Source organism: Shimia sp. W99 (genome assembly GCF_053851455.3).
The window spans coordinates 497,844-521,849 of record NZ_JBSQBU020000001.1; the positions used below are offsets into that span (position 1 = coordinate 497,844).

At 59.6% G+C, this 24,006-nt stretch carries 18 protein-coding genes and 4 tRNA genes; 16 read left to right on the forward strand and 6 right to left on the reverse strand.

The features are described from left to right. Window positions 1-23 precede the first annotated feature (23 nt). The 6 genes from tgt to ACS3QZ_RS02420 all read left to right on the forward strand — a co-directional run bounded on the left by tgt (window position 24) and on the right by ACS3QZ_RS02420 (window position 8,314). Entirely contained in the window at window positions 24-1,154 is a 1,131-nt protein-coding gene (tgt, locus tag ACS3QZ_RS02395) for a tRNA guanosine(34) transglycosylase Tgt (protein WP_456036400.1), read from the forward strand. 183 nt (window positions 1,155-1,337) lie between these two features. After that, complete coding sequence (locus ACS3QZ_RS02400) at window positions 1,338-1,541, forward strand: hypothetical protein (protein ID WP_456036401.1); 204 nt, start codon at window positions 1,338-1,340, stop codon at window positions 1,539-1,541. A gap of 545 nt (window positions 1,542-2,086) precedes the next feature. Beyond that, complete coding sequence (gene lon / locus ACS3QZ_RS02405) at window positions 2,087-4,489, forward strand: endopeptidase La (protein WP_456036402.1); 2,403 nt, start codon at window positions 2,087-2,089, stop codon at window positions 4,487-4,489. A 184-nt stretch (window positions 4,490-4,673) separates the two neighbouring features. Further along, entirely contained in the window at window positions 4,674-5,117 is a 444-nt protein-coding gene (locus ACS3QZ_RS02410) for an HU family DNA-binding protein (RefSeq protein ID WP_456036403.1), read from the forward strand. 19 nt (window positions 5,118-5,136) lie between these two features. Then, a tRNA-Val gene (locus tag ACS3QZ_RS02415) sits at window positions 5,137-5,211 on the forward strand. A 316-nt stretch (window positions 5,212-5,527) separates the two neighbouring features. Beyond that, on the forward strand, window positions 5,528-8,314 hold the full coding sequence (locus tag ACS3QZ_RS02420; protein WP_456036404.1) for a bifunctional aconitate hydratase 2/2-methylisocitrate dehydratase: 2,787 nt from the start codon (window positions 5,528-5,530) through the stop codon (window positions 8,312-8,314). Window positions 8,315-8,445: 131 nt separating this feature from the next. Here ACS3QZ_RS02420 and ACS3QZ_RS02425 read toward each other — a convergent pair whose 3' ends face one another. Next, window positions 8,446-9,447: a GlxA family transcriptional regulator gene (locus tag ACS3QZ_RS02425; RefSeq protein ID WP_456036405.1), complete on the reverse strand. Its 1,002-nt coding sequence runs from the start codon at window positions 9,445-9,447 to the stop codon at window positions 8,446-8,448. Window positions 9,448-9,568: 121 nt separating this feature from the next. Between ACS3QZ_RS02425 and ACS3QZ_RS02430 the strand changes: the two genes are divergently transcribed. Then, window positions 9,569-9,644 (forward strand) — tRNA-Val (locus tag ACS3QZ_RS02430). Between the two features lie 165 nt (window positions 9,645-9,809). On the opposite strand, the gene ACS3QZ_RS02435 is transcribed toward ACS3QZ_RS02430, so the two are convergent. After that, the gene (locus ACS3QZ_RS02435) at window positions 9,810-9,995 is read right to left on the reverse strand and encodes a hypothetical protein (protein WP_093093300.1); all 186 of its coding nucleotides are present in this window, start codon (window positions 9,993-9,995) and stop codon (window positions 9,810-9,812) included. 214 nt (window positions 9,996-10,209) lie between these two features. On the opposite strand from ACS3QZ_RS02435, the gene ACS3QZ_RS02440 reads away from it, so the two are divergent. From ACS3QZ_RS02440 to ACS3QZ_RS02450, 3 genes are all read left to right on the forward strand, one after another. Next, window positions 10,210-10,286 (forward strand) — tRNA-Asp (locus ACS3QZ_RS02440). 76 nt (window positions 10,287-10,362) lie between these two features. Then, window positions 10,363-10,439 (forward strand) — tRNA-Asp (locus ACS3QZ_RS02445). 35 nt (window positions 10,440-10,474) lie between these two features. Beyond that, a complete protein-coding gene (locus tag ACS3QZ_RS02450; RefSeq protein WP_456036406.1) occupies window positions 10,475-10,696 on the forward strand; it encodes an RND transporter in 222 nt (73 codons plus the stop codon). Here ACS3QZ_RS02450 and ACS3QZ_RS02455 read toward each other — a convergent pair. Continuing rightward, a complete protein-coding gene (locus tag ACS3QZ_RS02455; protein WP_456036407.1) occupies window positions 10,662-11,543 on the reverse strand; it encodes an alpha/beta fold hydrolase in 882 nt (293 codons plus the stop codon). The genes ACS3QZ_RS02450 and ACS3QZ_RS02455 overlap by 35 nt on opposite strands. A gap of 28 nt (window positions 11,544-11,571) precedes the next feature. Then, the gene (locus tag ACS3QZ_RS02460) at window positions 11,572-12,948 is read right to left on the reverse strand and encodes a dipeptidase (RefSeq protein WP_456036408.1); all 1,377 of its coding nucleotides are present in this window, start codon (window positions 12,946-12,948) and stop codon (window positions 11,572-11,574) included. A 228-nt stretch (window positions 12,949-13,176) separates the two neighbouring features. Here ACS3QZ_RS02460 and hemA point away from each other — a divergent pair, with 228 nt between their 5' ends. The 3 genes from hemA (at window position 13,177) to ispG (ending at window position 16,925) form a co-directional block, all read left to right on the forward strand. Next, window positions 13,177-14,400, forward strand: coding sequence for a 5-aminolevulinate synthase (hemA, locus tag ACS3QZ_RS02465; protein ID WP_456036409.1), 1,224 nt, complete (start codon window positions 13,177-13,179; stop codon window positions 14,398-14,400). 110 nt (window positions 14,401-14,510) lie between these two features. Further along, window positions 14,511-15,710, forward strand: coding sequence for a helix-turn-helix domain-containing protein (locus ACS3QZ_RS02470; RefSeq protein WP_456036410.1), 1,200 nt, complete (start codon window positions 14,511-14,513; stop codon window positions 15,708-15,710). Window positions 15,711-15,803: 93 nt separating this feature from the next. Then, window positions 15,804-16,925 carry a flavodoxin-dependent (E)-4-hydroxy-3-methylbut-2-enyl-diphosphate synthase gene (gene ispG, locus ACS3QZ_RS02475; protein WP_456036411.1) on the forward strand — a complete coding sequence of 374 codons (1,122 nt, stop codon included), beginning with the start codon at window positions 15,804-15,806 and terminating at the stop codon, window positions 16,923-16,925. A gap of 237 nt (window positions 16,926-17,162) precedes the next feature. Here ispG and ACS3QZ_RS02480 read toward each other — a convergent pair whose 3' ends face one another. Next, a complete protein-coding gene (locus tag ACS3QZ_RS02480) occupies window positions 17,163-17,807 on the reverse strand; it encodes a response regulator transcription factor (RefSeq protein WP_456036412.1) in 645 nt (214 codons plus the stop codon). Further along, entirely contained in the window at window positions 17,804-19,234 is a 1,431-nt protein-coding gene (locus tag ACS3QZ_RS02485) for a cache domain-containing protein (protein WP_456036413.1), read from the reverse strand. The genes ACS3QZ_RS02480 and ACS3QZ_RS02485 overlap by 4 nt, the downstream gene beginning before the upstream one ends. Before the next feature lie 246 nt (window positions 19,235-19,480). Here ACS3QZ_RS02485 and ACS3QZ_RS02490 point away from each other — a divergent pair, with 246 nt between their 5' ends. The 3 genes from ACS3QZ_RS02490 (at window position 19,481) to ACS3QZ_RS02500 (ending at window position 23,972) form a co-directional block, all read left to right on the forward strand. After that, on the forward strand, window positions 19,481-20,566 hold the full coding sequence (locus ACS3QZ_RS02490; protein WP_456036414.1) for a TRAP transporter substrate-binding protein: 1,086 nt from the start codon (window positions 19,481-19,483) through the stop codon (window positions 20,564-20,566). A 119-nt stretch (window positions 20,567-20,685) separates the two neighbouring features. Then, complete coding sequence (locus ACS3QZ_RS02495) at window positions 20,686-21,600, forward strand: TRAP transporter small permease subunit (protein WP_456036415.1); 915 nt, start codon at window positions 20,686-20,688, stop codon at window positions 21,598-21,600. 17 nt (window positions 21,601-21,617) lie between these two features. Continuing rightward, on the forward strand, window positions 21,618-23,972 hold the full coding sequence (locus ACS3QZ_RS02500; protein ID WP_456036416.1) for a TRAP transporter large permease: 2,355 nt from the start codon (window positions 21,618-21,620) through the stop codon (window positions 23,970-23,972). Window positions 23,973-24,006 lie beyond the last annotated feature (34 nt).

Genomic DNA, 24,006 nt, shown 5'->3' on the forward strand with positions numbered 1-24,006 from the left:
GAAAGATGCAGGGCGGGAACGCGATGTCGGTCAAGATCTCCTTTGAACTCAAGGCCACCGATGGCAAGGCCCGAACCGGTGTGATTTCCACGCCCCGTGGCGAAGTGCGTACCCCGGCTTTCATGCCTGTAGGTACAGCGGCGACGGTCAAGGCGATGATGCCTGAAAGTGTGCGGGCAACTGGGGCGGATATCCTTTTGGGAAATACCTATCACCTGATGCTGCGCCCTACGGCCGAACGGATCGACCGGCTTGGAGGGCTGCACAAGTTCATGAACTGGGAGCGTCCGATCCTGACCGATTCCGGGGGCTTTCAGGTGATGTCGCTTGCCGGGTTGCGCAAGCTCACCGAGAAGGGCGTGACCTTCAAATCGCATATCGACGGGTCCAAGCACGAACTGACCCCGGAACGTTCAATGGAGATCCAGCGGCTTTTGGGCAGCGACATCGTCATGTGCTTTGACGAATGTCCGGCATTGCCTGCCGATCGGGATCGCATCGCGGACTCGATGCGCCTGTCAATGCGCTGGGCGGAACGCTCGCGGGAGGCCTTTGGGGATCGACCGGGGCACGCGCTCTTCGGGATCATGCAGGGTGGTCTTGAAAAAGACCTGCGCGAAGAAAGTGCGGAGGCGCTCAAGGCGATCGGATTCGAGGGCTACGCAGTGGGTGGTCTGGCCGTTGGGGAAGGGCAGACGGCCATGTTCGACTGTCTCGATTATGCGCCCGGTTTCCTGCCCGAAGACAAGCCGCGCTACCTGATGGGGGTGGGCAAGCCCGACGACATCGTCGGCGCGGTCAAACGCGGTATCGACATGATGGATTGCGTGCTGCCCTCCCGTTCGGGGCGTACGGGACAGGTGTTCACGCGGCACGGGGTGGTCAACATCAAGAATGCACGCCATGCCGATGATCCGCGCCCCTTGGATGAGGCCTGCACCTGTCCGGCCTGTGCCAATTATTCGCGCGCCTATCTGCATCATGTATTTCGGGCCAACGAGATGATTTCAGGCATGCTTCTGACGTGGCACAACCTGCATTATTTCCAGGAAATCATGGCTGGGATGAGAGAGGCGATTGCAGCCGATTCTTTTGATGCCTGGGAGGCGGATTTCCACGCTCGGCGGGCAGAGGGCGATATTGAGCCACTGTAACTCTGACAGCGGGAGCGCAATCCCCAATTGGACTGATTGATTGGACCAACGTGTTTCAGGGCCGATGGCCTGCCTGAGCGTTCGTTTCTTCGGCATGATCCCCAGAGAGAGTCCCAACGGAGCATGACAGGACCAAATCAAGGGAATAACCTGTCCCGGCGATCAGGATAGCAGGAGGCCAACATGGCGGTATTCCGAAAGACTTCGGCGCGGGAAATGAAGTTCCGCATGATCATCTTTTCGGCGTTCTTCTTTGTCGTGATGGCGATCACTTCGTGGATGGGTGTTCAGGGCACCAGTATGATCTTCTTCGTCTTTGGCGTGCTGGCCATGGTGTTGGCAGTGTATTGGGCCAGACGTGAAGCCCGGGAGCGGAACGCAGATTAGGTTGCGACGCATTCGGAGTAGGTGGTGAGAGGCATTCATGGCCCGCGCTTCGGCGACTCGCTGCGCGCGAATCGTGATGGTCAGATCGGTCTGCCGCGCAGTAACGTGAATGGTGTCGCGCTGTGCCTTGAGATCCTCTGCGCTGTTCCGGGCATCATAATGTCTCGGTGGCATGGTTCGCTGGATCGAACGCACGCGTGGCAGGACGGTGCCCAATTCAGCGAACAACGGTGTTTTCAACCAATTGTGAAAGCGCAGGAATGCCGACAGTGCGCGTTTTGACATCCCCTTGGCGAGGGCACGCGTCATCAATTGGAGACAGTCGTGTTTGGCAAGCGCGGCGGGCGCGACATGTGCAATTCGGCGCAATCGTGCCTTGCAGCGCCTGACGGGGCCAGTATGTTTGTTGCCACGGTTTGTCAAAGCAGTGGTACGGTTGAAAAACAGGCTTCGCCACCCCAGCTTTGGTTACCAGGAAACGGAAACGGCCCATGGGTTGCCGCCAAGCGGGACCAGTGCCGTTTTGCCAAGAACAAGGACAGAGCATGCAAGAGCCTCTCAACACTTCCTACCCGGTCCTGCCTTTGCGGGATATCGTGGTATTTCCGCACATGATCGTGCCGCTTTTCGTAGGGCGCGAAAAATCGGTGCGGGCGTTGGAAGAGGTCATGGGTGACGACAAGCAGATCCTGCTGTCGAGCCAGATTGACCCCAGCGAAGACGATCCGGATGCCGAAAGCATCTATACTTCGGGCGTTCTGGCCAATGTGCTGCAGCTTTTGAAGCTGCCCGACGGCACGGTGAAAGTGTTGGTCGAGGGTCAGAGCCGCGTGCAGATCACCGAATTCATCGAAAACGAGTCTTATTTCGAGGCGCGTGCGGAGTACCTGTCGGAACTTCCGGGGGATGCGGCCACGATCGAAGCGCTGCTGCGCACCGTGTCAGACGAGTTCGAGCGTTACGCCAAGGTCAAGAAGAACATCCCGGAAGAGGCGCTGAGCGCCGTGGCGGAGACCACCGAACCTGCACGGCTGGCGGACCTTGTGGCCGGGCATCTGGGCATCGAAGTGGCGCAGAAGCAGGAGCTTCTGGAAACGCTGTCCGTGAGCGAACGTCTTGAGAAGGTCTATGGCCTGATGCAGGGCGAAATGAGCGTTCTGCAGGTCGAGAAAAAGATCAAGACACGGGTCAAGTCCCAGATGGAGAAGACCCAGCGCGAATATTACCTGAATGAGCAGATGAAGGCCATTCAGAAGGAGCTGGGTGACGGCGAAGAGGGCGAAGGCGAAATTGCCGAACTCGAAGAAAAAATCGCCAAGACCAAGCTTTCAAAAGAAGCCAAGGAAAAGGCCGACGCCGAGCTGAAGAAGCTCAAGAACATGTCGCCGATGAGCGCCGAGGCCACGGTTGTGCGCAACTACCTCGACTGGATGTTGAGCATTCCGTGGGGCAAGAAAGGCCGGGTCAAGAAGGACCTGAACAAGGCGCAGGGCGTGCTGGATGCGGATCATTATGGTCTGGAGAAGGTCAAGGAACGCATTGTCGAATACCTCGCGGTGCAGCAGCGCTCGGCCAAGCTCAAGGGCCCGATCCTTTGCCTTGTTGGCCCTCCGGGCGTGGGTAAGACCTCGCTGGGCAAATCCGTGGCCAAGGCGACGGGGCGCGAGTTCATCCGGATCAGCCTTGGCGGCGTGCGGGATGAAAGCGAAATTCGCGGCCACCGCCGGACCTATATCGGCTCGATGCCCGGCAAGATCATTCAGGCGCTGAAAAAGGCCAAGACCACGAACCCGCTCATCCTGCTCGACGAGATCGACAAGATGGGGCAGGACTTCCGCGGCGATCCGGCCTCGGCCATGCTTGAAGTGCTGGACCCGGAACAGAACGGCACGTTCGTGGACCACTATCTTGAGGTGGAATACGACCTGTCGAACGTGATGTTCCTGACCACGGCGAACAGCTACAACATGCCGGGCCCGCTTCTGGACCGGATGGAGATCATTTCGCTCGCCGGTTACACCGAGGATGAAAAGCTTGAGATCGCCAAGCAGCATCTGCTGGATAAACAGGTCAAAAACCACGGCCTGAAAAAGGGCGAATTCGAGCTGACCGATGGGGCGCTGACGGAAATGATCCGCCGCTATACCCGCGAAGCCGGGGTGCGTAACCTTGAGCGCGAGATTGCCAAGCTGACCCGTAAAGCGGTGACGCAGATCGTGCGCGGGGACGTGGAAAAGGTGGTTGTGACCGAGGAAAACCTCGACGATTTCCTGGGCGTGAAGAAATTCCGCTACGGGTTGGCCGAGCAATCGGACCAGGTGGGCGTTGTCACCGGGCTGGCATGGACCAGCGTCGGCGGCGACCTGCTTCATATCGAGGCGCTGAAGCTGCCCGGCAAGGGGCGGATGAAGACCACCGGCAAGCTGGGCGACGTCATGAAAGAGTCGATTGATGCGGCGTCTTCCTATGTGCGTTCGATCAGCCCGCAGATCGGGGTGAAGCCGCCGTTGTTCGACAAGATCGACATCCACGTGCACGTGCCCGATGGCGCGACGCCCAAGGATGGTCCCTCGGCAGGTCTTGCCATGGTGACGTCGATTGTCTCGGTCCTGACCGGCATTCCGGTACGCAAGGATATTGCGATGACGGGCGAGGTGTCCTTGCGCGGCAACGCGATGCCAATTGGCGGTCTGAAGGAAAAGCTGCTGGCGGCGCTACGTGGAGGTATCAAGACGGTGCTGATCCCGGAAGAAAACGAAAAGGATCTGGCCGATATCCCGGACAACGTGAAGGACGGTCTTAAGATCATTCCCGTCACGCATGTCTCCGAAGTCCTGAAGCTGGCGCTGGTGGCAGAGCCGGAGCCGGTGGAATGGGACGAAGCCGCCGAGGAAGCCGCCGCTGCCGCAATGGCATCGGACAAGGGGGCCGGCGCCACGGCGCATTGATCCGAATATGAACTCATGCGGAGGCGTGCATCAAGGGATTGGTGCGCGCCTTTTCTTTGCGCACATATTGTGGCTCTTGTTACCATCTTGGCAAGATTTTGCGGGCTAGGGTGGCTTTGTCAGCGGCACACTGCTAGGCTGTTTCCAATCGAGCAACAAACGAAGCAATAGATCAGAGGCACCCATGGCCACCACTCGCAAGTCGAGCACGACTCGCAAACCGGCAACCGCCAAGAAAACAACCCGCAGCACCACGAGCCGTGCGAAGAAAGCGACGACGGCACCCAAAGCCGCGCCAGACGCAACTGTGGTCGCTTCTGAGCCGACGGTCGTTGTTGCCGGGGCAGAGCTCAAGAAGAAAGAGCTTATCGAGGCCGTGGTGGATCGTTCCGGCATCAAGAAACGCTTTGCGAAACCGACGATCGAAGCGATGCTTGCGGTTTTGGGCGAGGCGCTTGCGGATGGACGCCCGTTGAACCTGCAGCCGTTGGGCAAGGTCAAAGTGCACAAACAAAAGGAAATTTCCGGTGGAAAAGTTCTGATCACGCGGGTGCGGCGCAAGGACAATGCATCCCTAGATGCCGTCCAAGAAAGTGCGTCCGCCCCTCTTGCAGACGCAGCGGAGTAACGCTAAACAGCCCGTCATCGGGTGATTAGCTCAGTGGTAGAGCGCTTCGTTCACATCGAAGATGTCAGGAGTTCAAATCTCTTATCACCCACCATCATTTCCAGCGGGCGCTCCCTGAAAAGGTTGAGCGCCCGTTTTCATTTTCCGAAACTTTCCCTTCGGAGGATGGGACGTTTTCTCACACCTTATTGGCGCTAATTGGGCATGCCAAGCGCACCTTAATAGCTTACCAAGCACAGGGATCGAGAGTGTCCGGTTGTAAGGTGGGGCATTACGCACGGGTCGTCGTACTTGCAATGTGTCCTTTTTTAGTATACCGCGGCATACAAATACAGTGAGTGCCGGGTTTTTGGGGGGAATCTCTGTCCCGGCGCTCTCGCAAAAGCCAACTCAAAATCGCTGGGAACGCCATGAGCTTGTATACCGACTACCTTAAAGAAATTGACGCTCGTAAAGAGCAGGGACTGCACCCGAAGCCGATTGATGACGGCGCGCTTGTCAAAGAGCTTGTGGCCCAGATCAAGGATGAAGCGAACGAGCACCGCGCAGCCTCGCTGAACTTCTTTATCTATAACACGCTGCCCGGCACCACGAGTGCTGCAGGCGAAAAGGCGGCCTTTCTGAAAGAAATCATTCTGGGCGACGCCGTGGTTGCGGAAATCACCCCGGAATTCGCGTTTGAGCTGCTGTCACACATGAAAGGTGGCCCGTCGATCGAGGTACTGCTTGATCTGGCTCTTGGTGACGATGCGGCGATTGCTGCGCAGGCCGCCGCCGTTCTGAAGACCCAGGTGTTCCTCTACGAAGCCGATATGGACCGTCTGTCGGACGCGCATAAAGCGGGCAACGCCGTCGCGACGGACATCCTGGAGAGCTATGCCAAGGCAGAGTTCTTCACCGAGCTTCCTGACATTGATGAAGAGATCAAGGTTGTGACCTATATCGCCGCCGAAGGCGATATCTCGACCGACCTTCTGTCGCCCGGGGCCGAGGCGCATTCGCGTTCCGACCGTGAGCTTCACGGCAAGTGCTTTATCTCCGAGACCGCGCAGGCCGAGATCGAGGCGCTGAAAACACAGCATCCCGACAAGCACGTGATGCTGATCGCGGAAAAAGGCACGATGGGTGTGGGTTCGTCGCGTATGTCGGGCATCAACAACGTGGCTCTCTGGACTGGTAAGCAGGCCAGCCCCTATGTGCCCTTCGTGAACTATGCTCCGATCGTGGCCGGCACAAACGGTATCTCGCCGATCTTCCTGACCACCGTCGGCGTGACCGGTGGTATCGGTATCGACCTCAAGAACTGGGTCAAGAAAACCGACGCTGACGGCAATGTAGTGACGGACGAGAACGGCGATCCGGTTCTGGAGCAGGCCTACTCGGTGGAAACCGGCAAGGTTCTCACCATCAACACCAAGACCAAGAAGCTTTATGAAGGTGACACGGAACTGGTTGACGTGTCGGCCGCCTTCACGCCGCAGAAGGTCGAGTTCATGAAGGCAGGCGGTTCTTATGCCGTGGTCTTTGGTAAGAAGCTGCAGACATTTGCCGCAGAAACCCTTGGCCAGGAACTGAAATCGGCCTTTGCGCCGTCGAAAGAGATCAGCCACGAAGGGCAGGGCCTGACCGCTGTTGAAAAGATCTTCAACAAGAACGCGCGTGGCGCCACCCCGGGCAAGACCTTGCACGCCGGATCGGACGTGCGTGTGAAGGTCAACATCGTTGGCTCGCAGGACACCACCGGCCTGATGACGTCGCAGGAACTCGAAGCAATGGCCGCCACCGTGATTTCGCCGTCGGTTGATGGAGCGTATCAGTCGGGCTGTCACACCGCGTCGGTCTGGGATCTCAAGGCACAGGCCAACACGCCCAAGCTGATGGCGTTCATGAACAAGTTCGGCCTGATCACCGCGCGTGACCCCAAGGACCGGTATCACTCGATGACCGACGTGATCCACAAGGTTCTGAACGACCTGACCGTGTCGGATTGGGACATCATCATCGGCGGCGATAGCCACACCCGTATGTCCAAGGGCGTTGCCTTTGGCGCGGACTCGGGCACGGTTGCTCTGGCGCTGGCCACTGGCGAAGCCACCATGCCGATCCCGGAATCGGTCAAGGTGACTTTCAAGGGCACCATGAAGGACCACATGGACTTCCGTGATGTTGTGCATGCCACACAGGCGCAGATGCTCAAGCAGCATGGCGACAACGTGTTCCAGGGCCGCGTGATCGAAGTTCATATCGGCACACTGCTGGCGGACCAGGCCTTTACCTTCACTGACTGGACCGCAGAGATGAAGGCGAAAGCCTCGATCTGTATCTCGAATGATGACACGCTGATCGGTTCGCTGGAACTGGCCAAGTCGCGCATTCAGATCATGATCGACAAGGGCATGGACAACGAAGCCAAGACCCTGCAGGGCCTGATCGACAAGGCGGACAAGCGTATCGCGGAAATCAAGTCGGGTGAAAAACCTGCGCTGACTCCGGATGACAACGCCAAGTATTTCGCAGAAGTTGTGGTTGATCTGGACGTCATTGACGAGCCGATGATCGCCGATCCCGACGTGAACAACGCCGACGTGTCCAAGCGTTATACCCACGACACCATTCGCCCGGTCTCCTTCTATGGCGGCGACAAGCAGGTCGATCTCGGCTTTGTCGGCTCGTGCATGGTGCACAAGGGTGACATCAAGATCGTTGCCCAGATGCTGAAGAACATCGAGAAAGCCCAGGGCAGTGTCGAGTTCAAGGCGCCGCTGGTTGTGGCCGCTCCGACCTACAACATCATCGACGAGCTCAAAGAAGAGGGCGACTGGGACATCCTGCAGAAGTACTCGGGCTTCGAGTTCGACGATCTGATGCCCAAGAGCAAAGCCCGCACCGAGTATGAGAACATTCTCTATCTCGAGCGCCCCGGCTGTAGCCTCTGCATGGGCAACCAGGAAAAGGCCGAAAAGGGCGACACCGTTCTGGCCACCTCGACCCGCCTGTTCCAGGGCCGTGTTGTTGCGGACCTGCCGGACAAGAAAGGTGAATCGCTTCTGGCCTCGACCCCGGTTGTGGTGCTTTCGGCCATTCTTGGCCGTACACCGACGCTGGACGAATACAAGCAGGCCGTGGAAGGCATTGACCTGACCAAGTTTGCGCCGCCGATGGAAAAACCCGCAGGCGCGCGTTCGGTGCACTTCTAAGGCATGTTCCGGCGCCATTGCGCGCCGGGCAGAACAAGTTCGGGAAGGGCGGCACATGGGTGCCGCCCTTTTCCTTCGATAACAGGCGCGTCGTTCAGGTGCCGGAGAAGACCCTGTCGGGCAGGATCGGACTACCCTTTTCCGGTCGAAAACTTGTAGGGCGACATGCCAAAGGCTTCGCGGAAGCGTTTAGAGAAGTTTCCGGCGGTTTCGTAGCCACAGGCAATGGCCACTTCGACCACGGGCATATCGGTTTCTGCAAGAAGGATCCGGGCACGGTGAAGGCGCAGATCCTGAAGATAACGTTTCGGGGTCGTATTGAGATGCGTGCGAAACAACCGTTCGATCTGGCGGCGCGAGACACCAAGGTCGCGGGTGAGGGCGCCAAGGTCGATCTCGCCATCAAGGTTCTCTTCGAAATGGGCGATGATCGCGAGGAGTTTCTCGTTGCGGGTGCCAAGGCTTGCCGAGGTGGACGCCTGCTGCCGGTCGGTTTCCAGACGCTGTACAGAGTGCAGACACATGTTGAGCACCGCGCGGGCCAGATCGGTGCCGTGACGTTCATAGATCAGCTTGATGAAAAGGTCCGTCGCCGCAGCGCCGCCCCCACAGGTGAGAATGCGATCATCGATGGCGTAGAGCTGTTCAACCGGGTCCAGACCGGGAAAATGCTCGCGAAAAGGTGCGATGTTTTCCCAGTGAAGGGTAAAGGTACGCCCCGCGAGAATCCCGGCGCGCGCAAGCGTATAGGCCCCAGTGCAGAGACCGCCAACAGTGCGCCCCAAACGCCATTGGCGGCGAATCCAGTCTGAGGTGCGCGGGCTTATCGAGCGCTCGGGCTGTACGCCGGAACACACGAAGATGCGGGCGTTTGAGGGGGTGTCGCCGATGGGAGCGTCAATGCCGATTTCGATCCCGTTCGAACAGCGCACGTTTTCACCGGTTTCGGACACTGTCGTCCAGCTGTAGAGGCTTTGTCCGGTCAGCTGATTGGCAATGCGCAGGGTTTCCACGGCCGAGGTAAAGGCGAGCATCGACAGGTTCGGCAACAGGGCAAAAACGATCGGTTCTGCAGCGGCAACGGGGGGAAGCGGGACGTGGGCGACTCCCTTTGGGACAATGGCATCTGGCAAGTCGGCACCTGTACAGGAAAGGCTTTTTGGATCGTTGGCATAATAGCGTAGAAAAAGGGTGTGCAATACGGAAAAAAAGCGGTTGCAAGCCCGCAGAACAATCGCTAAATCCACCGTCACCGGGTCGTTAGCTCAGTTGGTAGAGCGCTTCGTTTACACCGAAGATGTCGGGAGTTCGAGCCTCTCACGACCCACCATTTCCCGCCTATGCAATTCTAACGCCCGGAGCGACGTGAACACGTGCGCCCGTGGGGTGAATTGCTTTTGCCTTGCGCGAACAGGCCAGTTGCACCGTCCCAAAAGAAAACGGGCAGGATGATTCCCGCCCGTTTCAAACGCGTGATCTTGAGATGGTCTAAAGATCAGCTGGCCGGTGCACAGGCAACCGAGCCGGATTCGGTGGTGATCAGAGTGTAACCCATGTCACAGCTTGCGTTGCCGCGTTTGTCAAAGTTGGGCTGCATGTAAACCGGGGTCGGTTCTTCCTGCTGGCCACAAGCTGCGAGAGTGATGCCAGCGATGCAAAGGGCGGCGTAAAGAGGTTTCATATCGGCATTGTCCTTTCCAGGTATCAAAAAGTTGATGAGGGTATATGAACACAAATTCGGGAGGAAACAAAGCCCGTTCGAAATGGCCGGCGGGTCGGTGTGTCTCTGCTGCAAATTTTCTTGCTTTTTGGGCGGCATATCCGCTTGACGTACCCCGATGAGCGGCATAAACCACGGCTCACGCTGACGGGCACCGTCCGGAAGCGGGCAGTGAGCGGTTGTAGCTCAGTTGGTTAGAGTACCGGCCTGTCACGCCGGGGGTCGCGGGTTCGAGCCCCGTCAACCGCGCCACCGCTGCCAGCCCCGATCCGGGGTTCCAGATGGGAGAAACCTCTCGGAAACGGATCATGTCGAAAGACGAAAATGCGCGGTTGTAGCTCAGTTGGTTAGAGTACCGGCCTGTCACGCCGGGGGTCGCGGGTTCGAGCCCCGTCAACCGCGCCACTTTTCTCCCTCAGTTCAATAGACAAGGTAAGGAAATGGCGTTTCTCGACAGGATTTCATGGACAACGTTGCTGCTGGTGGCCGTGATTCTCGGGCTGGCGCCGTTTTCGCCCGAGCCGCATCTCTGGGAAAAACTCAAAATGCTTGTTTCAGGGACGCTGGTGAGGCCGATCGACTGGTTTGATCTGTTGATGCACGGCGCCCCGGTTGCGCTGGTGGCGCTCAAGGGCCTGCGGCAGGTCCGGGCAGGAAGCTGAGCAGCGCATCGGCCGTTTCTAAGGGGTATTGATCCAGGAAGAAATGCCCGCCGGGAACAGACCGCGCTGTCATGTTGGCAAGGCGCGGGAACCAGGTGGCGGCCACGTCGTACATCTTGCCCATTGCGCCATCGGCGCCCCAGAGGACAAGGGCCGGGCAGGACACCTGCCGGTCCAGATCCGCTGCATCCAGTTCGAAATCCAGATCCAGTGTTGCGCGGTAGTCATCGCACATGGCCCGGGTCGTGTCCGGATCGCGCCACGCCGCGCGGTAGGCGGCAAGCTGATCCGCATCAAAGTCAGACAGCGCCGCATGGCCCCATCCGGTCAGGCAGGTTTCGTAATAGCGATCCGGGTTCGACAGGATCAGGTTTTCGGGAAACGGCCCGGGTTGGGCCAGAAAGAACCAGTGGTAGTAGGCCCGGGCCACGTCGCGCCGCAGGTCGGCGAGCAGATGGTGCGTGGGGACAATGTCCATCAGGGTCAGGGTTTCGATCCGCTCGGGTGCGTCCAGCGCCATGCGATGTGCAGTGCGCGCGCCCCGGTCGTGACCAACGAGGTGGAAACGCTCAAACCCAAGATGGGCCATCAGCGCCAGTTGGTCGGCACCGATGTGACGGAAGGTGTAGGTGTTGAAGTCTTCGGGTTTGGAACTGTCCCCATAGCCGCGCAGGTCCGCCATCACAATTGTGAAGCGGTTCGCCAGAAGCGGTGCGATCTGAGCCCAGAGCGCGTGAGTTTGCGGATAACCGTGCAGCAAGAGCACAGGCGGGCCATCGCCCATCCTGCGATAGGCGATGCTCTGTTCGTTGACCTGGGCGAATTGGAGGGAAACGTCTTCAAACATGTACAGTGTCCCTCCTTGGGAAAGGTTTTCAGGTCAGGGCGTCAAGGATGCGCGCCCAGCTGCGAATCCCCTTGTGGAAGCTCTCAAGGTCGTATTTTTCGTTGGGTGAGTGGATCTGATCGTCTTCGTTGGCATAGCCGACCAGCATCGCATCCAGTTCGAGGATCGACTTGAAAAAGCCGACAACCGGGATCGAGCCGCCCATGCCGGTAAAGACCGCCTCGCGGTTCCATTCATCCGACAAGGCCTGGCGGGCGGATTCGAATTCGGGGCGCGCGATGTTCATGACCGAGGCACGGGAACCCTCGAGATCATTGTCCCACTCGACGCTGAGATCAGGTGCCAGCCGGTCTTGTACGTGTTTCCGGATCTTGTCGCGAAGGGCATCGGGATCCATGTCTCCCACGAGGCGGCAGGTGATCTTGCAATGGGCCTTGGAGGGAATCACGGTTTTGGAGCCAACGCCGTTATAGCCGCCCCAAAGGCCGTTGACTTCGAGCGTGGGGCGGGCCCACTGCTGCTCGAGGGTGGAATAGGCCTTTTCGCCGTGGGCTTGGCTGTACCCCACGGTGCCGAGGTAGTCGCCTTCGTCAAAGCCGCAATTTTGCCATTGGCGCAGTTGTTCGTCGGGCACTTCGTGTACGCCTTCGTAGAAACCCTCGACCGCGACGCGGCCTGTTTCGGCGTCATAAAAGCTGTCCACGATACGGGCCAGTTCGCGGAGCGGGTTGAGGCCGGGACCGCCGTAATGGCCGGAATGCAGGTCGATTCGGGGGCCGGTCAGGGTGAATTCATCCTTGAGCATTCCGCGCAGTTGCGAGGCGATGGAGGGCACGCCGCGTGAAACCATGGAGGTGTCACAGACGAGTGCGATATCGGCGGAAAGCTCATCCTTGTGCTCTTCGAGGAAGGGAATCAGCGAAGGCGATCCGGATTCCTCTTCGCCTTCGAAGAAGAAGGTGATCTTGCAGGGCAGGGTGCCATGTACGGCTTTCCATGCGCGGCAGGCTTCGACAAAGGTCATCAACTGCCCCTTGTCGTCCGACGATCCGCGGCCCCGGATCACTTTTCCGGTGGGGGTGTCCTCAAGTGCGGGATCAAACGGATCACGATCCCAAAGCTCCAGCGGATCCACTGGTTGCACGTCATAATGCCCATAAAACAAGAGGTGTGGGCCGTCTCCGTCGACATGGCCGACGACCATCGGGTGCCCCGGGGTTTCCCGTTTGGAGGCATCCACGCCAAGGCTTTGCAGATCGGCCACGAGCCAATCGGCGGCGTTCTGGCAATCGGCCTTGAAGGCGGGATCGGTGGAGATTGAGGGAATGCGTAGGAGTTCCATCAGACGGTCCAACGCCTGTGGCATTTCCTGGTCGATACGGGCGAGTACGGAATCAAGCGACATGGGGTCTCCTGCTTTGACGTTTGGTCAGACCCTAGCATTGGCTTGGTTGGTGTCCAGAGGGGGCAAAACTGGGCCTGAATCCCTTGACATGAGTCAATGTGAGGCGCAGGGACAATTTGTTACCTGTTGTCTCAAAGGTGCGTACGATATATGTATTCACGAACGTGAATAAGTGCAGGCCGGAAACGCGCATCCTCCGGGCCTGCAGTTTGAAGTGGAGGAAACCGCGTGGACTATACTGCTCAGCTAGATGTTGCCATCCAGCGACTGCATGACGAAGGACGTTACCGGACCTTCATCGACATCGAACGGGAACGGGGGAATTTCCCGCACGCGGTCTGGAACAAGCCCGACGGCACCACTGCGCCAGTGACGGTGTGGTGTGGCAATGATTATCTGGGCATGGGGCAGCATCCGGTTGTGATGAATGCCATGCACGAAGCCATTGATGCCACCGGCGCCGGATCGGGCGGTACGCGCAATATCTCGGGCACCACGGCCTATCACAAGCGTCTTGAGGCCGAACTGGCCGATCTGCACGGCAAGGAAGCTGCGCTGCTTTTCACGAGCGCCTACATTGCCAATGATGCGACATTGTCGACGCTGCCCAAGCTGTTCCCCGGCCTGATCATCTATTCTGACGAGTTGAACCATGCGTCGATGATCGAAGGCGTGCGCCGCAACGGTGGTGCCAAGCGCATCTTCCGCCACAATGACGTGGCCCATCTGCGCGAGCTGATCGCTGCGGACGATCCGAAGGCCCCCAAGCTGATCGCCTTTGAATCGGTGTATTCGATGGATGGCGATTTCGGCCCGATCGAAGAAATTTGCGACGTTGCCGACGAATTTGGCGCGCTGACCTATATCGACGAAGTGCATGCGGTTGGCATGTATGGGCCGCGCGGCGGTGGTGTGACCGAACGGGATCGCCTTGCGCACCGGATCGACATCATCAACGGCACGCTGGCCAAGGCCTATGGCGTGATGGGAGGCTATATCGCCGCCTCAGCCAAGATGTGCGATGCCGTGCGCTCCTATGCGCCGGGCTTTATCTTCACCACCTCGCTGCCGCCGGCTGTGGCAGCAGGGGCGGCCGCATCGGTGGCTCATCTCAAGACAGATCAGGCGCGCCGTGACCGTCATCAGGAACAGGCCAAGGTGCTCAAACTGCGGCTCAAGGGGTTGGGCCTGCCGATCATTGATCACGGCAGCCACATCGTTCCGGTGATCGTTGGCGACCCGGTGCACACCAAGGCGCTGAGCGATATGTTGCTGGAACAATTCGGTATTTACGTACAGCCGATCAACTTCCCGACCGTGCCGCGCGGCACCGAGCGTCTGCGCTTTACGCCGTCGCCGGTGCACGGGCCCGAGGAGATGGACCGTCTGGTCGCGGCCATGGATAAGCTTTGGAGCCACTGTGCGCTGAATCGTGCCGAACTGGCGGGGTGAACCGCGCCCCGGGTGCAAAAAGCGTTGCCTTGTGCTAGGATGCCACTAACAAAGGGACCGATCCGAATCGTGGGACGGTAGCGGGTCGGCGTGAACATGGGGCGTATGGCATGATCGGGCGCAAGGGACAGCGTAAGACCGAAGCAGTAGAGGAAAGGCCCAAGGGCTTTGACGATTTCGACCTGCGTCTTGGTGACACGATGCGGGGCGAACGGGCGACGATGGGCAAGTCCCTTTTGGACGTTCAGCGCGAGTTGCGCATCCGGGCCTCCTATATCGCAGCGATCGAGAATTCCGATCCAAGCGCGTTTGAAACCCCCGGCTTCATTGCCGGTTACGTCCGCTCTTACGCGCGTTATCTGGGCATGAACCCGGACGAGGCATTCGCCACATTCTGCGAGGAAAGCGGCTTTTCGACCGCGCATGGCATGTCTGCCGAAGCGTCGAGCGTCCGCAAGCCGGAGGCCATCGCCAAGCCGGCGGGACAGGATCCCTTTTCGTCTTCCAACATGGCGTTCACACCGGTACAGGAATCCATCCTGTCACGGATCGAACCACGTGCCATTGGGTCGTCGCTGGTGCTGGTCGCGCTGATTGCTGCGATCGGCTATGGCGGCTGGAGCGTGCTGAATGAAATTCAGCGGGTCACGCTCGCCCCGGTGGAGCAGAAGCCGGTCGTGCTCTCGGATCTTGATCCGGTCACGGCCGCACAGGAAGGCGCGGCATCTGAGGAATTTGAGGATATCGTGGCTTCGGCGGGCGTGTTTGCTCCGCCCAGCGATGCCCTTGACCGGCTTTATCGCCCACAGGCGCTGGATGTGCCCGTTCTGGTGGCGCGCGATGCACCGATCTCGCAGCTTGATCCGAACGCCAATGGCGTCTTTACGCCCACGGCTCCGACATTGGCGGCGATCCAGCCGCCTGCGCAAACACCTGTCGCGCCCAAGGTGGTCGCGGATGACGCCCCCGAAATCGTTCTGATGGCCGTGCGCCCGGCTTGGGTGCGGGTGCGTGCCGCGGATGGCACTGTGATTTTCGAGAAAATCCTCGATGCGGGAGAGGAGTATGTTCTTCCCACCACCGAGGAGCCGCCGACCTTGCGTGCGGGCATGTCGGGATCGGTCTATTTCAAGCTGAATGGCGAGTTGTTCGGCCCTGCCGGAAGCGGCACCAACACGGTGCGTGACCTGGCTCTGGATACCGGAGCGCTCAAGGAAGCCTACACCGTTGCCAATCTGGACGATGATCCCGAATTGGCGCGGATCGTGGCGCTTGCTGCGGCGCAGAACGTAGTGGTTTCGCAGGATTGAGCCGGATCGGGCTTTCGGGCGCTCTGGCGCATTGCCCCCGCTCAAGATGACGACTAGATAAGGCCCTGAACCAATTCGGCGAGGGGCTTTTTCATGTCCATGAACCACATCCGTCCGTGGCGCAATATCGAGCGGCGCAAGTCGCGTCAGATCATGGTGGGTAATGTGCCCGTCGGCGGGGATGCCCCGATTGCCGTGCAGACCATGACCAATACCGACAGCGGCGACGTCAAGGCCACGCTGGCACAGGTTATGGCGGCGGCCGAGGCCGGGGCGGATATCGTACGGGTCTCGACTCCGGATGCGGCGGCGACGGCGGCGCTCAGGGAAATCACCCGCGAAAGCCCGGTGCCGATCGTGGCGGACATCCATTTCCACTACAAACGCGCGATCGAGGCCGCCGAGGCAGGCGCAGCGTGCCTCCGGATCAATCCCGGCAATATCGGCGATCAGAAACGGGTGGCCGAGGTGATCCGGGCGGCCAAGGATAACGGCTGTTCGATCCGGATCGGCGTGAATGCCGGTTCCCTGGAAAAACACCTGCTGGACAAGTATGGTGAACCCTGTCCCGACGCCATGGTCGAAAGCGGACTGGAACACATCAAGATCCTGCAGGACAACGATTTTCATGAGTTCAAGATCAGCGTGAAAGCCAGCGACGTCTTCATGACGGCCGCCGCCTACCAGATGCTGGCCGAGGCCACAGACGCGCCGATTTACCTCGGTGTGACCGAGGCCGGCGGCTTTGTAAGTGGCACGATCAAATCCGCCATCGGGCTGGGGCAGCTGTTGTGGATGGGCATCGGCGACACGATGCGTGTCAGCCTGAGTGCGGATCCGGTGGAAGAGATCAAGGTCGGCTTCGAAATTCTCAAGTCACTTGGCCTGCGCCATCGCGGCGTGAATATCATCTCCTGCCCAAGCTGTGCCCGGCAGGGGTTCGACGTGATCAAGACCGTGGAAGCCCTGGAAAACCGGCTGGCCCATATCCACACGCCGATGAGCCTGTCGATCATCGGCTGCGTGGTGAACGGCCCCGGTGAGGCGCTGATGACCGATGTCGGGTTTACCGGTGGCGGGGCCGGTTCGGGCATGGTCTATCTCGCCGGAAAACAGAGCCACAAACTCTCCAATGACGAGATGATCGACCACATCGTTGAGCAGGTCGAAAAGAAGGCGGCAGAGATCGAAGCCGCAAATGCGACCGAATCATAGGTAAACGCCTGAAAAGAAATAATACCTGCGATCGGTTTCGTGTCGGTAATACGTCGGTATTGCGTCGGTATTCCGCACGGGGCAGGACGCGAAACCGCTTCGTTAAGCTTGCGCGCGCAACCATTCCTTCATTTTGCCGGAAATACTCAAAGTAGGCTCAGCTCTGCTGAGCCACGCCCAACCTCTGGCAGGGGCCGCAAGGCCCCGAAGAGGGCGGGAGCCCCCCCCCTCAGAGCTTCAAAGATCGGCGCCGGTGCCCTGCAGAACACCATGTTCCATCGCATAGCGGGTCAGCCCCGCGGTCGAGGAGATCCCAAGCTTGCGCTTTATGTTCTTGCGGTGGGTTTCCACCGTGCGCACCGAGATATTGAGCACCTGCGCGACTTCCTTGTTGGACTTGCCCTGCGCCAGTTGCAAAAGCACCGTCTGCTCGCGGCTGGTGAGCTGTTCGCGCGCACCGCCCTCCGGCGGTTCCAGCGAGCCTTGCGCGCCGGTGCACAGGTAGCGCTCGCCGCGCATCACGGCGTCGATAGCGGTCTTTATCTCGTCGGTCGGCACATCCTTGAGCACATAACCCATCGCCCCATGGCTCAGAGCGGTCGAGATGTATTCCGGGCTGTCATGCATCGACAGCACCAGTATGCGCAGGTCGGGGTCGCGTTCCAGAAGCATCTCGGTTGCTGTCAGGCCGCCGATCTCGGGCATGTTCAGGTCCATCAGGATGACGTCGGGTTTGAGACCGGGCAGGGTGTCGAGCGCCTCGCGTCCATTGGCGAGGGTCGCGATCACGGTCAGGTCGTCATAGCTTTCAAGGATCGACTGGATGCCTTCGGCCACCATCGGGTGGTCGTCGACAATGGCGACGCGGACGATATCGGTCATGCACTGGCCTTTCTGCGTTTGTCAGGGCCGTCTTCCTGCGGCGTGAGCATGTGAGTCAAGGGCACCTCGGCCACGATCACGGTTCCAGAGCGGCTGGTGAAGAGGCGCAGCGTGCCATCAAGCTGTTCGACGCGCTCCTGCATGTTGCGCAGACCCAACCCACCCTTGGTGGCATTGCCCTTGCGATCAAGCGGCAGGCCCTGTCCATTATCGGCAATGCGCAGCGTGGCGCCCCGTTTGTGCCCGCGCACATCCACGGACACCTCGGTGGCGTTGGCGTGGCGCTCGATATTGGTCAGCGCCTCCTGGGCGATGCGATAGAGCGCGATCTTGGCTTCCTGGTCCAGCCGGTTTCGGAACACGACGGTTTCGAACCGGGTTTCGATCCCGGTGCGGGCGCTGAAATCTTCGGTCAGGGCCTTGAGCGCGGGACCAAGGCCAAGATCGTCGAGCACGCCGGGGCGCAGATCGCGCGAGATGCGGCGCACCTCCTGAATGGCGCCGGACAGGTGGTCGATGCCCTTGTCGAGCATCTCGGGCGCACGCTCGTCACCGCTGGCAAACCGGCGACGCGCCGTGTCGAGCGCATAGCGCACGCCCACGAGAAGCTGGCTGATGCCGTCATGCAATTCGCGCGCCACGCGGCCGCGTTCCTCTTCCTGGGCGTCGAACACGCGTTGGGTCAGTGCCTTGAGCTTGGCATCGGCGAGGCGGCGTTCGCGCACGGTGATCACCATGCCGGACAGGAATACGAGGAGCAGGGCGGCCACCGTGATGGCGAGAATGTAGAAAGAGGTGCGCTGTACCCGTGCCTCGACCTCGGCGCGGGCCATGGCGACGGTGTCGAGCACATCGTCGATGAAGATCCCCGTGCCCACCACCCAGCGCCAGTCCTGAAGGCCGATCGTGTATGTCACCATGCGCGCGGTTTCCCGGCTGCTGGGTTTGGTCCAGTCAAAGCTGTGATAGCCGCCGCCCGAGCGGGCGATCTTGATCAGCTCGTCCGTGATCGGTGTGCCGTGCAGATCGGTCATACCACGCCAGTTCTTGCCAATGAGGTAGGTCTGGCGCGGGCTTACGAGGTTGTTGCCTTCGTAGTCGAACACAAAGAAATACCCGTCCTGCCCGTAAAGCATCGAGGACAGGATCTGGGTCACGGCGAGTTTGGCCCTGTCATCATCGGGCGCGGCGCGGCCGTAGATGTTGACAAAGGCAGTCCGCGCAATCGACAGGTAGTTCTTGAGCTCGGCCTTCTTGGCTTCGATGAGTTGGTTTTCAAGCGCGCGAATCTCGCGCTCGGCCAGTTGGCGCGACTGAGAGGCCACCAAGACAGAAATGGCCGCAACCGCCAGAATCAGCGGTACGGTGGCCAGCAGGAAGAGCTTTTGCCCATAAGAAAGGCGCATCTGCGAAAGAAGGCGGCGCATGGTTGATTCGCTACGTTGCTTCGGCTTCGAATCATAGGCTCGATTCGAAAAAAGTCGCTGTGCCAATGCCGCGCTACGCAGTTTTGGGGATCAAATTGGTGAAGTTTTTTACCCAGTTGGCGGAATTCTACGCATTACTAGGTATTCCAAGTTTCAAGGCGCGTCGCTAGGCTTGGCCTACTTCAACGATCCGTCCGGGGAGCGAAAGACTGCCCGGACTGAACCAATTCTGGGAGGAAGAACCTAATGGATCGTCGTTCTTTTCTGAAAACTTCTGCTCTTGGCGGCGCCGCAGCCGCAGCCAGCACCACCCTGGCAGCACCGGCGTATGCGCAGGGCAAGCGCACCCTGACCATGGTGACCTCGTGGGGCCGTGGCCTTGCGGGCGTGTTCGACGCGGCGCAGTACGCGGCTGACACCATCACCGCGATGTCGGACGGCGACCTGACCGTGGACATCAAGGCGGCTGGCGAACTCGTGGGCGCGTTCGAAGTGTTCGACGCCGTGACTGCAGGTCAGGCCGACATGTATCACGCTGCCGACTATTACTTTGTCAGCCAGCACCCCGGCTACGCCTATTTCACCGCCGTGCCGTTCGGCATGACCGCGCAGGAACTGGTGAACTGGTACTACCATGGCGAAGGCCATGCGCTGCATGACGAGCTGGGCGAAATCTTCGGCCTGAAATCCTTCCTTGCCGGTAACACCGGTGCGCAGGCAGGCGGCTGGTTCAGCAAGGAAATCTCGGGCCCCGAAGACTTCCAGGGTCTGAAGTTCCGCATGCCGGGTCTGGGTGGCCAGGCGCTGGGTAAAATGGGTGCGTCGGTGCAGAACCTTCCGGGTTCGGAAGTGTATCAGGCGCTGGCATCGGGTGCGATTGACGGCACCGAGTGGATTGGTCCCTGGGCCGACGAAAAAGCCGGTTTCCAGGAAATCACCAAGTTCTACTACACCGCTGGCTTCCACGAGCCGGGTGCGGGCCTGTCGCTGGCCACCAACCGCGAAGTCTATGACTCGCTGTCGCCGGCGCATCAGAAGATCATCGAAACCGCAGCCGCCGCCGCGCACCAGTGGAACCTTGCACAGTTCCTCAACAACAACGGTGCCGCGCTTCAGCGTCTGCAGGCCGGTGGCGTGAAAACCCTGGAATTCCCCGACAGCGTCTGGGACGCAATGGGCGCCGCAGCCAAGGAAACCATGGACAGCTACATGGACGACGAGCTGTTCGCCAAGATCCGCGCCTCGGTGGAAACCTCGATGCGCGCATCGTCGGGCTGGCTGGTCAAGTCCGAGGGCGTATACCGCGCCCAGCGTGACCGTGTGATGGGCTAAGGCCTTGTATCGCTAAGCAAACTGGCCCCCCGGACCGAAACCCGGGGGGCCTTTTGCAAAAAGACGGGACGGATTGGCGGTGTCGTCCCATGTTTTCGACAAAAAGGGGATGGGGGACAATGCTGGACGCTCTGGTCTGGTTCTTTTCCAATATCGGCCAAGCCTTCGTGAATACGGGGTATGCAATCACGCATCCCGGTCAGTGGCTGAGCTGGATTGGTGGTCTTGAAACCACGGAGGACAAGCAGGCGCTGATGCGCTTTGTCTATTATGGTGGCTCGACCGAATTTTTCTTTGTGGTGTTCACCACGTTCTTGATCATCACGGCCATCGGGCTTTGGCGCAACAGCTTCATGTGGGGCTGTGTGCGGGTGCTGGAAGGGTTTGCCAACACGGTTGGACGGTTCTTTGCATGGGCAGGCCTGTTGATGGTGATCCAGCAGATCGTGATCGTCTTCCTGCAGCGGATCTTCACCGTCGCCGAGATCAGTCTGATCTGGAACGTGGATTTCCTGACGGCGGATGTGAGCTGGTGGGCCGAAGAGCTCAAGCTTTACAACGCCATGATCGTGAGCCTCTGTGCCACCTACACGTTCGTGCAGGGCGGCCATGTGCGGGTGGACCTTGTCTATTCGACGATCAGCCATCGCGCCAAGCGTGTGATCGACATGTTCGGCTCGCTGATCTTCATGATGCCGGCCGCGGTTCTGACCTGGATGTATGGCTGGTTCTTCATGTGGCGTCACCTCGTGACGCCGAAGGTATCAGCCAGCGACAAGGTCGAACTGCTGATGAAAAAGGCGCGTATCCTGAAATGGAACGTGGAAACCATCGGCTTCTCACCCAACGGCTTCAACGCCTATTTCCTGTTCAAGGTGCTGCTTGTCGCCTTTGCAGGCATGGTGTTCCTGCAAGCCATTGCGTTCTTCTATCGCTCGTACCTTGAATTCAAGGAAGGCGAAGCCAGCGTAGGCAAATACCTCGACCGCGACACGCTGGGCGAAGGTGAAGAAGCCTACGAAGGCACGCACTAATCTAAGGGGCAGAAACAATGCTATTTGGACTTGATGGGGTCGAGATCGGCCTGATTATCGTCTTTCTCTGCCTTTTCGGAGGCATCTTGTCGGGCTTCCCGGTGGCGTTCGCCATCGGTGGCGCCGGGGTCATCTCGTTCGGGATCATTGCCGCACTGGACAGTGCCGGCATCCTGATCCACCAGGCGATTGACACGGGATCGGCCATGTATGCCGACCTGATATCGCAAGGGATCAAGGCGGACACGATATCCATATTCCGATACCCGGATTTGCCAAGGGTCGCCGAGCCGGTGTTCGTTGGTGGCTGGGAACAGGCCATGGACCGCAATCTGTCGTTCATCGTGAACCGCATGAACGAGCGCGTATTGGCCGGTCAGTCGATCGAAACGCTGCTCGCGGTTGTGATGTTCGTCCTGATGGGGATCACGCTGGAACGCTCAAAGATCGCAAACGACCTTCTGACCACGATGGCGCGCGTCTTTGGCCCGCTGCCCGGTGGTCTGGCGGTGTCGGTTGTTGTCGTGGGGGCCTTCCTTGCAGCCTCGACCGGGATCGTTGGCGCAACAGTTGTGACCATGGGTCTTCTGTCGCTGCCCACCATGCTGCGCGCCGGGTATTCGCCGCAGCTGGCCACCGGTGTGATTGCCGCGTCAGGCACGCTGGGGCAGATCATTCCGCCGTCGATCGTGATCGTTCTTCTGGGCACGCTCGCGGGCGACCTCTACTCGGCGGCGCAGGAAACGCGTGCGCAGGTGGCAGGGTGTTCGGACGCGCTGACCTATCTCGGGGAACCGGCAGTTGTATCGGTGGGCACGCTGTTCCAGGCGGCTCTGCTGCCGGGGATCATGCTGGCCATTCTCTACGGGCTTTATGCCTTTGGGTATGCGCTGTTTAACCCGTCCAAGGCACCTGCCGTGGAACTGGGCGCCTCGAACGGCGAAGCGATCACCCGTGGCGAAGCCTTCACTTGGTTCCTTGGCGTTCCTGTGGCGCTGATCGCGGCCGTGATCCTGTTGGGTCAGGTCAACGTGATCGGCAACCAGAACATCGTCGTGGACAGCTTCTCGGATGCCGGACAGACCGCAAGCCTGCGCACCAATGTGAGCGAGGAATGTGCCGCATCGATGATCGAACTGCATGGTCAAAGCGCCTGGGATACGGCTGTGGCCGAGCAACAGGCGATTGACGAGGCGGGGGGCGTTGAACAGGCGCACAAGCTGACCGAGGAAGAACGGGCAGAGGTCTTTGCCGAGAAGGTTGCCGCCGCGGCGCCGATCGGGTCGGGCATTGCCATCGGCTTCCTGCTGCTGGGTCTGATCCTGACCACTGCACGGGGCGTGTCGCCGAGTGCGAACACCACGCCGCTGTTGATTGGTGGGGCCGGGATCGTGCTGGGTCTGCTGGTCGATATCCTGCTGATCACGCCGACAACGACGCCGGGCTGGACCCTGATCTATCTTGCGATCCCGCTGGCGATGACGCTTTATGCCTGTCGCTATGCGGCCGGGCTGTTGGGCAAGAACGAGCTGTTGCGCGTTGTATTCCCGCCGCTCGTGCTCATCGTGGCGGTGCTGGGCTCGATCCTTGGTGGGATCACCAACCCGACGCCGGCAGCGGCGCTTGGGGCCGGTGGTGCGATCATGCTGGCGGCTTACCGCAAGCTGAAGGATCAGGAGAAATCCGGGGCGATCATCATCTGGGCGACCTTTGCGATCATCATCATGATCCTTGTCGGGGTGAACTTTGATCTGCGGATGAACCAGCAGGATGTTGCGGTTGAGAACATCATCGCCTTTGCTGTGGCCAAGGGGGCCTATCTCTTTGCCATGTTCGGCATCCTTTACGGGTGCTGGGTGCTGATGCGGGGCAAGGTGCTGACGCCGATTGTGCGAGAAACCGCCAAGGTGACGTCGATGGTCTTCACCATTCTGATCGGCTCGCAGCTCTTGAACCTCGTGGTGATCAGCTTTGGCGGTGAGCATTACATCCAGCAATTCCTGAAGTCGTTTGACAACGAGTTCACGGTGTTCCTGATCGTAATGCTGGTGCTTTTCGTGCTGGGCTTCGTGCTCGACTTCCTCGAGATCATCTACATCGTGATCCCGATCGTCGGGCCGGTGATCTATGGCGGTACCTTCGATCCGAAGTGGGTGACGATCATGATCGCGGTCAACCTGCAGACCTCGTTCCTGACACCGCCCTTTGGCTTCGCGCTGTTCTACCTGCGCGGCGTGGCACCGAAAGAGGTCACGACGGGCCATATCTACCAGGGGATCATTCCGTTCGTGTTGATCCAGGTCGTCGGGCTGGGGCTGCTCTGGGCCTTCCCGTCGGTGGTGACGATCCTGCCAGCCCTGATCGGGCACTGATCACAGGACCGATAAGGAAAAACGGGGGCCTCTG